The sequence below is a fragment of the Faecalibacterium sp. Marseille-Q0746 genome (genome assembly GCF_017377595.1).
In the GTDB taxonomy this organism is placed as follows: Bacteria; Bacillota; Clostridia; order Oscillospirales; family Ruminococcaceae; genus Faecalibacterium; species Faecalibacterium duncaniae.
In genome coordinates this window covers 13,223-25,489 of the sequence record NZ_JAFREI010000015.1, presented here as the reverse complement: position 1 = coordinate 25,489, position 12,267 = coordinate 13,223, and the positions used below count along the sequence as shown (strand labels likewise).

General features: G+C 58.9%; 8 protein-coding genes. 7 read left to right on the top strand and 1 reads right to left on the bottom strand.

What is annotated here, in order from left to right:
• The first annotated feature begins 127 nt into the window (after positions 1-127).
• From J3351_RS09480 to J3351_RS09450, 7 genes are all read left to right on the top strand, one after another.
• Positions 128-1,498: an acyclic terpene utilization AtuA family protein gene (locus J3351_RS09480; RefSeq protein ID WP_005931685.1), complete on the top strand. Its 1,371-nt coding sequence runs from the start codon at positions 128-130 to the stop codon at positions 1,496-1,498.
• Between the two features lies 1 nt (position 1,499).
• A complete protein-coding gene (locus tag J3351_RS09475) occupies positions 1,500-1,829 on the top strand; it encodes a hypothetical protein (RefSeq protein WP_005931688.1) in 330 nt (109 codons plus the stop codon).
• 1 nt (position 1,830) lies between these two features.
• Entirely contained in the window at positions 1,831-3,045 is a 1,215-nt protein-coding gene (locus J3351_RS09470) for a CaiB/BaiF CoA-transferase family protein (protein WP_197036424.1), read from the top strand.
• A gap of 40 nt (positions 3,046-3,085) precedes the next feature.
• Positions 3,086-4,519 (top strand): CitMHS family transporter, encoded by a 1,434-nt coding sequence (locus tag J3351_RS09465; protein WP_207697599.1) that lies wholly within the window; start codon positions 3,086-3,088, stop codon positions 4,517-4,519.
• A 206-nt stretch (positions 4,520-4,725) separates the two neighbouring features.
• Positions 4,726-6,204, top strand: coding sequence for a VWA-like domain-containing protein (locus J3351_RS09460; protein ID WP_207697598.1), 1,479 nt, complete (start codon positions 4,726-4,728; stop codon positions 6,202-6,204).
• Positions 6,195-7,670, top strand: a complete 1,476-nt coding sequence (locus J3351_RS09455; RefSeq protein WP_156075883.1) for an ATP-binding protein — start codon at positions 6,195-6,197, stop codon at positions 7,668-7,670. The genes J3351_RS09460 and J3351_RS09455 overlap by 10 nt, the downstream gene beginning before the upstream one ends.
• A 1-nt stretch (position 7,671) precedes the next feature.
• On the top strand, positions 7,672-9,054 hold the full coding sequence (locus tag J3351_RS09450; protein ID WP_242699367.1) for a leucine-rich repeat domain-containing protein: 1,383 nt from the start codon (positions 7,672-7,674) through the stop codon (positions 9,052-9,054).
• 125 nt (positions 9,055-9,179) lie between these two features.
• Here the strand turns inward: J3351_RS09450 and J3351_RS09445 are convergent, their stop codons facing one another.
• Positions 9,180-12,209 carry a glycoside hydrolase family 2 TIM barrel-domain containing protein gene (locus tag J3351_RS09445; RefSeq protein ID WP_156060499.1) on the bottom strand — a complete coding sequence of 1,010 codons (3,030 nt, stop codon included), beginning with the start codon at positions 12,207-12,209 and terminating at the stop codon, positions 9,180-9,182.
• Positions 12,210-12,267: the final 58 nt, after the last annotated feature.

Here is a 12,267-nt window from a genome sequence, read left to right as displayed (position 1 = left end):
CCTCCAAACTTCGTTTTTTTCTTGACATTAGTAAATCGTTGTACTACACTCAGTACAACGATTTAGTCAAACGTTATACTTATGTTTGACGCTGATATCACCTTTTCATCTATAAGGAGGCTATCGAATGAAGAAAGTTGCAATCGGCGGTGGCCAGGGCTTCTGGGGCGACAGCCCGGACGCGGCCATCCACATGATCCGCAATGCCGATATCCAGTATATGGGCTGTGATTATCTGGCAGAGCTGACCCTTTCCATCATGGCAAAGCAGCAGCTCAAGGACCCCACCAAGGGCTTTGCGCCCGACTTCACCACCCGCATCCTGAAGGAGGCCGGCAAGGAAGCCTGGGACAAGCACATCAAGATCTGCACCAACGCAGGCGGCATGAACATCAATGGCTGCGTGGACGGCATCCGCCAGTGGGCAGAAGGCAACAGCATGAGCGGCTATAAGATCGGTTATGTGACCGGCGATAACATCAAGGATAAGATCCCGCAGCTGCTGAAGGATGGCTGGACCTTCCCCAACTTCGACTACGACGGCAATTTCAACGATATTCTGGACAAGATCTACAACTGCAATGTCTACATCGGCCATGAGGGCATTGAGGGATGCCTGGCAGAGGGTGCCGATGTGGTCATCACCGGCCGTGCGGCTGACAGCGCCCTGTTCCTGGCTCCGCTGAAGTACGAGTTTGGCTGGGCTGCTGACGATTGGGACAATCTGGCCCGCGGCATCATGGCAGGCCATCTGCTGGAGTGCGGCGGTCAGGGTGCCGGCGGCAACTATATGTACGACTGGCGCAATGTCCCCCGCATGGACGAGCTGGGCTTCCCCATCGCAGAGCTGACCGATGATACCTTTGAGATCACCAAGGCTCCCGACTGCGGCGGTATCATCTGCGAACAGAGCTGCAAGGAGCAGTTCCTGTACGAGGTCCACGATCCTGCCAACTACCTGACCCCGGATGTCAACGTGGATATCAGCCATGCTACCATCACCCAGGTGGGTGACAACCGTGTCCGCATCGGCGGTGTCAAGGGCAAGCCCCGCCCCGACACGCTCAAGCTCTGCGTGGGTTACCACAAGGGCTGGAAGACTGTTTCCATGCTGAGCTTTGCATGGCCTGATGCCTACGAAAAGGCTCAGTACTGCGCCGAGGTCATCATGAAGAAGATGCAGCGCCGCGGCATGAAGGCCGACGACATCCACATCAGCTACATCGGCCTGAACAGCCTGCATCTGGGCGTGGCCGATATGAGCGAAGAGGCACTGAAGAACCTGAACGAGTGCGTGCTGCGCATTGCTGTGTTCAGCGAGGACAAGAGCGAGTGCGCCAAGATCATTCCCGAGATCAGCCCCCTGCAGCTGAACGGCCCTCCGGGTGCCTCCTTCTTCGGCGGCCGTGCCCGCGTGCAGGAAGTGATGGCACTGTGGCCCACCACCGTGCCCCGCGATGCCGTACAGGTCGAAAGTCACATTCTGGAGGTGAAGTAAGATGGCAGAGATCTATCTGAACGATATTGCTCACGGCCGCTCCGGCGACAAGGGTGATACCAGCAATGTCTGTGTGTATGCACGCAAACCAGAATACTATAAGATCATTGAGCGCGAGGTGACCCCCGAAAAACTCAAAGCCTACTTTGGCGACATGGTCAAGGGCGAGATTACCCGCTACGACGTGCCCAGCCTGAACGGCTTCAACTTTGTTATGAAGCACGCTCTGGGCGGCGGTGCCACCATGAGCCTGCGTCTGGACAGCCTGGGCAAATCCATGGGCAGTGCCGTGATGCGCATGAAGATCCACGTTGAGGATGGAGAGCTGTAACATGAGTGAACATATGGCATTGGAGAACCTGACGGTTCTCGACCTGACCCGTGTGCTTGCCGGCCCCTTCTGCACCATGATGCTGGCTGACATGGGTGCAAACGTCATCAAGATCGAGGTTCCCAAAGGCGGTGACGACACCCGCAGCTATCCCCCTTTCCGTGCCAAAAATCTGAATGGTGAGCGGGAAAGCGTCTATTTTGCCAACATCAACCGCAACAAAAAGGGAATCACCCTGAACCTGAAGGCCCCTGAGGGCAAGGAGATCTTCAAGGAGCTTGTCAAAAAAGCGGATATCGTGGTGGAAAACTACCGCCCCGGCGTGATGGACAAGCTGGGACTGGGCTATGATGTCCTGAAGGAGATCAATCCCCGCATCATCTATGCGGCGGTCTCCGGCTTTGGCTGCTACGGTCCCTACCACCTGCGCCCGGGCTATGATATTCTGGCTCAGGCCATGGGCGGTATGATGTCCATCACCGGTTCCAAGGGCGGAGAGCCCACCCGTGCCGGTTCGGCGCTGGGTGATATTCTGGGCGGACTTCATGTAACCATCGGCATCCTTGCCGCAGTCAACGCCCGCACCATTACCGGCAAAGGGCAGCGGGTGGACGTGAGTCTGATGGACAGCATGATCGCTGCCACTGAGAACACTGCCCTGAAGTACATCGAGACCGGCAACATCCCGGCCCCCATGGGCAACCGTTATGCCGCTGTTTCCCCCTACGACAGCTTCACCTGCAAGGGCGGCAAGGTCATCATTGCTGCCGGAAACCAGAAGCTGTACGAGAAGCTCTGCAATGAGGTGCTGGAACGCCCGGACATGATCACCGATCCCCGGTTCGTGGATATGCCGGGCCGTCTGGCCAATCAGGATGCCATTGCCGAGGTCATTGAGGAACGGATCAAGGATCTGACCCCCAACGAGGCCGCCGAGCTGGTACTGGCCCACGGCATCCCCGCAGGCCCCATTATGAACATCAAGGAGATCCTGGACGATCCCCATGTCAAGGAGCGCGAGATGTTCGTGGAGATGGATCATCCCACCCTGGGCAAGGTCACCGTGAACGGCTGTGCCATCAAACTGATGGATACCAAGCCCTCTGTGCGCACTCCCGCTCCCCAGCTGGGGCAGAACAACCGGGATATCTTTGAGGGTGTTCTGGGCATGACCGAAGAGCAGTTCAACGCTCTGCACGAGAAGCAGGTGTTCTGATCTCTGACCACCTTTACACACATTATTGAGGAGAAACCACATGCTGGCAGTATTAGGATTCGTCACCATTCTGCTGGTGCTGGCACTGATCATGAGCAAGAAGGTCTCTACCCTTGTAGCTCTGATCTTTGTTCCCGCCATCACCGGCTTCATCGCAGCATTCATCAACGCCCCCAATGTCATCATCCAAGCCGCACAGGCTGCTGCCGAAAAGGCCGGAACTGCTTATGTTGAGCCGGTCATCACGTTCGGCACCCGTTTTACCAAAGCACTTTCCATCCTCAGCGCAGATTATATGGGCAAGGGCCTGAGCAGCATCGTTGCCACAGGTGTCATGTTCATCTTTGCCATCCTGTTTTTCAGTACCTGCTCGGATGCCGGTGTCTTTGATCCTATCATCAACCGCATCCTGAAGTTTACCGGCGAAGACCCCGTCAAGGTCTGTATCGGCACCTTCCTCATCGGCTGCATCTGCCATCTGGATGGCTCCGGTGCCACCACCTTCCTGATTGCCATCCCCGCCTGTATGCCCCTGTTCCAGAAGCTGAAAATGAACCTTTGGGTAGAGGCTACCATCGTGGCGCTGGCCGCCGGTATCATGAATGTTATGCCCTGGGGCGGCCCCACAGTCCGTGCAGCAGCAGCCATGTCCGGCCTGGGCTATGAAGTCACCGGCAGCGAGCTGTGGGTGGGCATCATGCCTGCCTGGATCGCAGGCTTGGTGACCTGTCTGCTCGTCGCGGCTTTCCTGGGCAAAAAGGAAGCCAAGCGCATTGCTGCAGGCATCCCCGCGCAGGAGGTCACTGGTCTGACCGAAGCAAAGACCGTCAACACCTCCAACGAACTGGCCCGCTCCGGCTGGCGCTGGTACTTCAATGTGGCACTGATCCTGGTCATCCTGTACATTCTCGTTACCAACCGCCTCAGCCCGGCTGTCACCTTTATGATCGGCTACTGCGTCCTGCTCATCGTCAACTACCCCAGTGTGGATCTGCAGCACAAGATCATCAACAGTCACGCACAGGCCGCATTCCTGATGGTCTCCATCGTCTTTGCCGCAGGCGCATTCACCGGTGTGGTCAAAAATTCCGGTATGCTGGCTGCCATGACCGACGCTCTGGTCTCCATCATCCCCACCAGCATGGGCACCTTCATTGCCCCCATCGTCGGTCTGTTCAGCGTTCCGCTGAGCCTGCTGTTTGACCCGGACTCCTACTACTACGGCGTTATGCCGGTCATCGCCAACGCTGTTTCCGCCATGGGCGGCAATGCACTGGCTGTGGCAAAGGCTTCCATCATGGGTCAGATGACCCTGGGCTTCCCGCTCAGTCCCCTGACAGGTGCCACCTTCCTGCTGCTGGGCCTTTCCGGCCAGGACCTGGGCGACCACCAGAAGCACACTCTCCCCTACGCATGGGTTGCATCTGCCATTATGGTCGCTGTGGGCTGCGTAGCCTGTGGGCTGCTGTTCTGAGGTCTCACCAAAAGAAACACCTTCCTCCTTTTTCACCCATTTCTTCATTCTGATTCCGAAACGTCTGCCGGGCGGAGTACCCGCAGCACGCCACGGAATGCGTGCAAACCAGCAGACTTCCACCCGGTGCTCCGGGTGGTGTCGGCTGGTTTTGCCGTTTTTGAAGGATACCACCCTGCCCTTGGGGCAGAAAGGAGTTTTCTCTTATGCCCGAGCCCATCCAGACTCCTGTTCCTGCGGCGGACGAACTGGCCGCACAGGTGCTGCTGCTGGCACAGAGTCGGTTGACTGCCGACCTGCGTTTTTTATCCTCCGCTCTGGAACAGCTGAAGCCGATCCCCGTCCCTGCGCTGGACACCCTGTTTGCCGGGGATGGCCGCTGCTTATACTATTGCCCCGAAACGCTGCTCCGCACATTCCGGGCACAGCAGTCTGTGCCCACCCGTGCCCTGCTGCATGTCACCCTGCACTTTCTTCTGGGGCATCCCTTTCAACGGCAGGAAATGGATCACCGCCTATGGAACCTTGCCTGCGACATTGCCGCAGAGGAAGTCATCCGGGAACTGGAGATTCCCTCCTGCGCCCTGCCGGATGATGCTATGCAGGACAGCTGGCGCAGCCGCCTGCGGGATGCCTGCCCTCACCTGACGGCAGAAGCCATCTATAATTTTCTGCTGGAACGGCAGTACCCCGCCGATGTTCTGGCGGAATTGACCCGGCTGTTTGCCCGGGACAGCCATGCACTCTGGTATGCTGCACCACGGCCCGGCTCTCGTCCGGCCCCCAACGGACAGCTGCTGCCCGCCGGGGAGGATGAGGATATCACCAACGAGACCGAACTGCGCAAAACCGACACCCGGGACGAAACGCTGCAGCAGATGCAGCAGCGGCAGAAGGAAGCCCTGCGCAGACAATGGAAGCAGCTGGCCCGCCAGGCCAAGACTGATCTGGAGACCTTCAGCCGCCGTCACGGCAAGCGTGCCGGAGCATTGATGGATGGGTTAGAGCCCGTGACCTTTGAGGAATGCGACTATACCGACTTTCTTCGCCGGTTCGGGGCACAAAACGAGGTGCTGCAGCTTTCCGAGGACGAATTTGATCTCATCTATTACACTTACGGTCTGCGCACCTACGGCAACGTTCCCCTGGTCGAGCCGCTGGAATACCGGGACGACAAGCGCATCCGGGAATTCGTGATTGCCATCGATACCTCCGGCAGTGTTCAGGGCGATATCGTTCAGAGCTTTTTGCAGCGCACCTGCGATGTTCTGCGGCAGAGCGGTTCCTTCACCGAGCGGGTAGAGATCTATCTCATCCAATGCGATGCCGAGGTGCAGAGCGTGGAGCGGCTGACCAGTCTGGACCAGCTGCATGAGCTGATCCCCCGGCTGAAGCTCCGGGGCTTCGGCGGTACCGACTTCCGGCCGGTGTTCGCCTATGTAGACAGGCTGCTGGAAGAGAAAAAGCTGACGAACCTCAACGGCCTGCTCTATTTTACCGACGGCGTGGGCACCTACCCGGAAAAATCCCCTGCCTACAAGACTGCCTTCATCTTTAACCGTGACGACCACATCAGCCCTCACGTTCCCAGCTGGGCCATCCGGGCTGTACTTACCACTGACAACATCCGCCTGCTTGAACCGCAGAAGACCCGAACCGAGGAGGACACCGAATCATGGATATAGCAAGTGCAAAGCAACAGATCAAAAACACCGTGCAGATCTACCTGCAGAAGGACGCTCTGGGCCGCTACCGACTTCCGCTGGTGCACCAGCGGCCCATCTTCCTGCTGGGCGCGCCGGGCCTGGGCAAGACTGCCATTATGCAGCAGGTCGCTGATGAGATGGGGCTTGGCCTTGTGAGCTATTCCATGACCCACCACACCCGCCAGAGCGCACTGGGTCTGCCTGTGATCGTAGAAAAGGAATACGGCGGCAAGCACTATCAGGTCAGCGAATACACCATGAGCGAGATCATCGCCAGCGTCTACGACTGTATGCGCACCACCGGCAAAACGCAGGGCATCCTGTTTCTGGACGAGATCAACTGTGTCTCCGAGACCCTCTCCCCTGCCATGCTGCTGTTCCTGCAATACAAAGTCTTTGGTGGGCATCAGATCCCCGAGGGCTGGGTGGTGGTCACCGCCGGCAACCCGCCCCGCTTCAACAAAAGCGTCCGGGAGTTCGACGCTGCCACCCGTGATCGCCTGAAGGTGATCGAAGTTGAGCCAAGTTATGAAGCATGGAAGGCCTATGCGCTGGAACACGGTGTCAGCCGCAGCGTCATCAGCTATCTGGATATCCGTCCCGAAGATTTTTACAAGGTCGAGACCACTGTGGACGGTCTGACCGTGGTAACGCCCCGTGCCTGGGAGGACCTTTCCGAGATCCTGCAGTATCACGAGGAGCTGGGCCTTGCAGTCGGCGAGGAGCTGACTACCCAGTATCTGCAAAACAAGCAGGTCGCCCGGGATTTTGCCATCTACTACGAACTCTATCAGAAGTATCGTCAGGCCTACAATATTGATGCCATCCTGCAGGGTGTGTGGGATGAGGATGTCCTCACGCAGGCACGCAGCGCCAAGATGGACGAGCGGATGAGCCTTGTCAGCCTGCTGCTGGAAGCCGTGTTCCTGCAGATGGAACGCTGTACCCTGCGCCACGATGCGCTGCGTCTTATCGTGGCCGCCCTCAAAGCCCAGCGCGGGACGCTGGATGTTCCCGGCGATGCCCTGACCGCCCTCGCCGGGCTGGAGGACAGCTGGCGCGCCGAAGCCAACAAAGCCCCCTCTGCCCGGCAGAAGGTCTATCTCGATCTGCTGTCGCTGACTGCCCAATGGCACGGAGAACTTTCCGGCTCCACCCCTTTTTCCGCCCTCAAGGCCTGCTATCAGCGCTCGGTCGCCGACCTGCAGGCTGAGGTCGCTGAAACGCAGAAGAAGCTTGGCGATCTGCTCCGTTTTTTACAGGAAGCCTTCGGTAAGGGAACGGAGCTGAGCATGGCGGTAAATGATCTGACCGTAGCCCCCGTAGCCACCGCATTTCTGGGGCAGTTTCTCAGCACCGATTACTTTGCAGCCAGCCGGGATCTGCTGCTGCACCGGCAGTCGGAGCAGCTGCTGCACCAGATCGATCTGACAGGACTGGTGTAAAATGGAACTGCTGCAATTTGAAATAACCAACGCCGGAACGCTGGGCGGCCGCTGGACACCCCCCGCCCCGGAAACAAAAAAGGCCTCTTCCCTGCCCGGAGCCGCGCTGGCAGCTCTCTTGCAGGAGGAGGATGACGAGGATGATTGGGGCGGCGATGCTCCCGACATGAGCGCAGAGTTTGCACGGCTCGGCCATCTGAACGAAGAGTCCGACACCGATGCCCTGCCCCTGACAGCCGATTTTGCCCCTCTGCCGGACAGCTCTTTGGCGCTGGTGCGCTGGCCCCGGCTGGCACGGCCCGCTGTGGTACCCGACACTGTAGAAGGCCGCACTGTCACCGCCATTGCCGCTACCGCCTTTGCTGCCAGCCATCTGGATGAGAGCTGCTTTGCGCAGTTCGGGCAATCGCCTATCAGTTTCAGCATATTTTGTATGCGAATGGGCCGCGCAGTCACCACCGAAACGCTGGACGAAGGCGGGCCGACTTCCGTCACACTGCCGGACAGCATCACTCACATTGGTCCCTACGCGTTCTACCACTGCACAAATCTGACTTCCATCACCCTGCCGGATGCCATTTCCGCCCTGCCTGCCGGTGTATTCGGTGACTGCAGCCGCCTTACCAGCGTCCATCTGCCAGAGCAGCTGCAGGCTCTGGGCTATCTGCCCCGCCCCACGGATCAGGTCATGCCGGATGTGGGCACGTTTGCCGGGTGTCATGCCCTGAAACAGCTGACGCTGCCTCCACAGCTTAAAATGCTGGGCGCTCACAGCTTCAACAGTTCCGGTCTGACGAGCCTGACCGCCCGGGATGCTGGGTGTGAAAATTGGAGCCGTACTGTCACTGTGGCTGTGTCTGCATTTGACCACACTGCCGCACTGCTCTGGCTGGAAAAGGCTGACGTTTCCGGCCATGTGGCGGCACGGCTGGGTCTACCCGTGGCCCGGGATAAAATTCTGGCAGGCGATGCCAGATTCGGAGCCATCCTACGGGTACCGGTGCTGTTCTTCACCCAGCCGATGCCTTACTTTGACCAACTGGCCCGGGACGCGTTCCGGCTGGATTTTTCAGCTCGCATGGCGCTGGCCCGGCTGGAAGCCTCTGCGGGGCTTTCCCCCGCCGACCGCCAGTGGTATTGTGCGGTATTGGTGCAGTATTTCGACCGGGCTCCACAGTTCATGCCCTGCCCGGCAGAGCAGGCGTATGCAGCATTGTTCCGTTTTCTCTGCCGCACAGACCTGCTCACTGCATCTGATGTCAGCACTCTGCTTCGGATGGCCGGAGCACTCGCCCTTCCCGCCGAACTCATCAGCGAGATGATGGAGGTGCGCACCCGTTGGTTTGAAACAGTCACCGGCTTTGAGGATCTGGAGTTGGATTGATCAGAACAACAGACATTGCGTAGAAAGATGCTCAGTTAGTACAGGCTGTTGCAAAACAGCGCCAACGGAAAAAGAAAGACCAGAGTGGAGACGTTGATAAGCGCCTCCACTCTGGTCTTTATAAATTATCCATTCTGCTTTTGGATGGAGAACGAGAACGTCATGCCCTTCTCCACCGCAAAGCAGGCATCCGCATGGGGCTTTGCGCCCCAGCTGTTGTCGCCGCCCACGCCGCGCTGGAAGGCAGCGCAGCGCACGATGGTCTTATTGTCATCGCGGGGCAGTTCGTAGAGATGGCGGGCATTTTCCAGCTCATGGGGCGTGTAGGGCAGGGCCGAGAAGGTCATACCGTCATCGCTGGCAAAGCGGATGCCGGGCACCTCAGTATCCCGGCCGGTGAGCGCTGCGCGGTACACGCCGGTGCGGCTGCCGCATTCCTGCGGGTAGACCGGGCTGTTCTGGGCAAAATCCTGCCGGACATTGTAGTTCCACACCCCCATCTTGCCGCCTGCGGTGCGGTCGGCGGTGGTCTCCCGGGGGCCAAGACCCTGATAGGAGACCTCGGTCAGCTCCCGGCGCAGCGGGAAGAGCAACCCGAACTCCGGTACTTCTGCCCTTTCGCCCTGCCATGTCATGGTGATGTCGCAGCGGCCTGCGCAGTCGATGGCAAAATCAATGGGCAGCGTCTGCCCGTCCGGCAGGGTGTAGACGGCACGAACTGTGACAAATTCTCCCCTGGTTTCGGCGGTCAGGTGATCACAGCGGGCATACAGTCCGGCGGTTTTCCAGAAGGCAAATGCAAAAGGTTCTGCGCAGCCCTCGTCGTTGTTGGTGGGAGCACGCCAGAAGTTGGGGCGCACGGTATCATCCAGCAGCTGCACACCATTATACCGGATGGACACAAGCCCCTTGCCGCGGCCGAAAATATACTCGAAGCCTTTGCCCTTTACGCCGATGTTGCAGTCCATCTCTACCAGCTGCGGAGCGGGCAGGGTCAGCTGGGCGGCGACGTGGTTGTGCCATACCTGCCCAAAAGCGGCTTCATAGCCCGCCGGGATGCCGGGCAGCACAGCCCGCTGCACAGCGGCAACAGTCATGCAGGCAAGCCCTGCTTCCGGCAGAGCAAACGGGAACGCGATGTGCACCGTCTCACCCGGCTTGCAGTCTGCCCGCAGCACCGCACGGCGTTCCGGTTTGCCGTTGACCGAGGACGCAAACACAAGGTCATAGGCGTTCAGGTCGGTAAAGAGGTTCCGGTTCTCGATGACGGCTTCGGTGTCGGTCAGGGTGATCTTCAGGGGTGCGTAGGCCGCCTTGACTGCGTCCATTTTGGGGGTGTTGCGGCGGTCGGGCAGCACAAGGCCGTCCACGCAGAATTCCCGGTCGGTGGGGCGGTCGCCAAAGTCACCGCCGTAGGCAAAGCCGGGCTTGCCATCCGGGTCAGTCACCGCGATGCCGTGGTCCATGTACTCCCAGATAAACCCGCCCTGATACAGCGGCTCTTCGTAGGCATACTCGGTGTAGTCGGTAATGCCGCCGTTGGAGTTACCCATAGCGTGGCTGTACTCACACATAATAAAAGGCTTTTCCGGGTGCTCTGCCAGAAACTTTTTGATATCTGCCACCGGGGTGTACATCTGGCTTTCCATATCGGAGGTGGCGGGGTATTCCCGGTTCCAGAAAATGCCCTCATAGTGCACAAGGCGGCTGGGGTCGGTGCGGCGGAAATATTCGCTCATCTCCCACAGGGTCTTGCCGCCGTAGCTCTCGTTGCCGCAAGACCAAATCAGGATGGCAGGATGATTTTTGTCCCGCTCCAGCATGGCTTCGGCACGGGCCAGCACATTCTCCCGCCACTCCGGGCGGGCACCGGGCAGGGTCCACTCGTCCGAGCCATCTGCGCCCAGCTTCTGCCATGTGCCGTGGGTCTCCAGATTGGTCTCCCCGATGACATACAGGCCGTATTCATCGCAGAGCTGCAAAAAATACGGGTCGTCCGGGTAGTGGCTGGTGCGCACGGCGTTCACGTTGTGGGCTTTCAGGTTTTTCACGTCCCACAGCATCTCTTCCCGGCTAACGGTGCGGCCGGTGCGGCAGCTCCACTCGTGGCGGTTGACGCCCTTGAACACGATGCGCTTGCCGTTCAAAAGCATCTGGCGATCCTTCAGTTCAAATTTGCGCAGACCGACTTTCAGGCTGGTGCGCTCTGCCAAATCACCCTCGCGCAGCAGGGCAATTTCTGCCTCGTACAGGTTCGGCTGCTCGGCGCTCCACAGAGCGGGATGCTCCACCGTAAAGGTGAAGGAGACATCCTGCACGTCCTCTTCCACGTCCGGGTCAGCCTCGCCCTTGCCGAACACCACGCCGCTGTCGTACTCGGCAGGCTCGCCCACCTCAGCAGACTGCTGCTGCCCGTCAAACACCACCGAGATGGTGCCCGCGCCGCTGACCCTGCAATCAAAGGTGACAGTAGCGCTGGAAAAGTCCGGGGCAAACTCCTGCTTCACAAAGGCATCTTCCAGATGCAGTTCAGGCTTCGTAAACAGCTCCACCGAGCGGAATAAGCCGCTCATGCGCCAGAAATCCTGATCTTCCAGCCAGCTGCCGGAGGAAAAGCGGTACACCTGCACGGTCAGGGTATTTTCGCCGGGATGGACAGCGGCGGTCATATCAAATTCCGCCGGGGTAAAGGTATCCTCGGTGTAGCCGATGTAAACGCCGTTGCACCAGACGGCGGCGGCACTGTCGGCACCGTTCAGGCGCAGGTAGCAGCTTGCCCAGTTTTCCGGCAGGGTAAAATTGCGCTGATACTCCCCGATGGGGTTATAGTCCTGCGGAATCTCGCCGGGGTGCAGCTTTTCGTGGCCGTCCCACGGGTACTGGGTGTTGACATAATGGGGCGTGCCATAGGGATGGCCGGGCTTTTGCAGGCTCTGCATCTGGATGAAGCCGGGCACAGTCAGGGTATCCCAATCCGTAAAGGGTGCAGTCAGGTTCTCCGCATAGCGGAAAGCCCATTTGCCGTCCAAGCTGACAGTCAAGGGCATTTCCGGGCTTGTCTGGTCCGCAAAATGGGCATGGAAAGGCAGGCGGTTCTGCTGAAAAATTTCTGGGTCGGCCAGAAGGGCCGGGGTAATGGGATCGTTCAAAGGCATAAATGTCACCTCGCAGCATTTTCTGCTTTCATTATAACACAGGATATCATAACCCCGC

What these genes read in the sequence shown, in the direction of transcription:
- J3351_RS09480 (WP_005931685.1), top strand. Translation starts at nt 128, where the DNA reads ATGAAGAAAGTTGCAATCGGCGGTGGCCAGGGCTTCTGGGGCGACAGC.
- J3351_RS09465 (WP_207697599.1), top strand. Translation starts at nt 3,086, where the DNA reads ATGCTGGCAGTATTAGGATTCGTCACCATTCTGCTGGTGCTGGCACTG.
- J3351_RS09455 (WP_156075883.1), top strand. Translation starts at nt 6,195, where the DNA reads ATGGATATAGCAAGTGCAAAGCAACAGATCAAAAACACCGTGCAGATC.
- J3351_RS09470 (WP_197036424.1), top strand. Translation starts at nt 1,831, where the DNA reads ATGAGTGAACATATGGCATTGGAGAACCTGACGGTTCTCGACCTGACC.
- J3351_RS09445 (WP_156060499.1), bottom strand. Translation starts at nt 12,209, where the DNA reads ATGCCTTTGAACGATCCCATTACCCCGGCCCTTCTGGCCGACCCAGAA.
- J3351_RS09460 (WP_207697598.1), top strand. Translation starts at nt 4,726, where the DNA reads ATGCCCGAGCCCATCCAGACTCCTGTTCCTGCGGCGGACGAACTGGCC.
- J3351_RS09475 (WP_005931688.1), top strand. Translation starts at nt 1,500, where the DNA reads ATGGCAGAGATCTATCTGAACGATATTGCTCACGGCCGCTCCGGCGAC.
- J3351_RS09450 (WP_242699367.1), top strand. Translation starts at nt 7,672, where the DNA reads ATGGAACTGCTGCAATTTGAAATAACCAACGCCGGAACGCTGGGCGGC.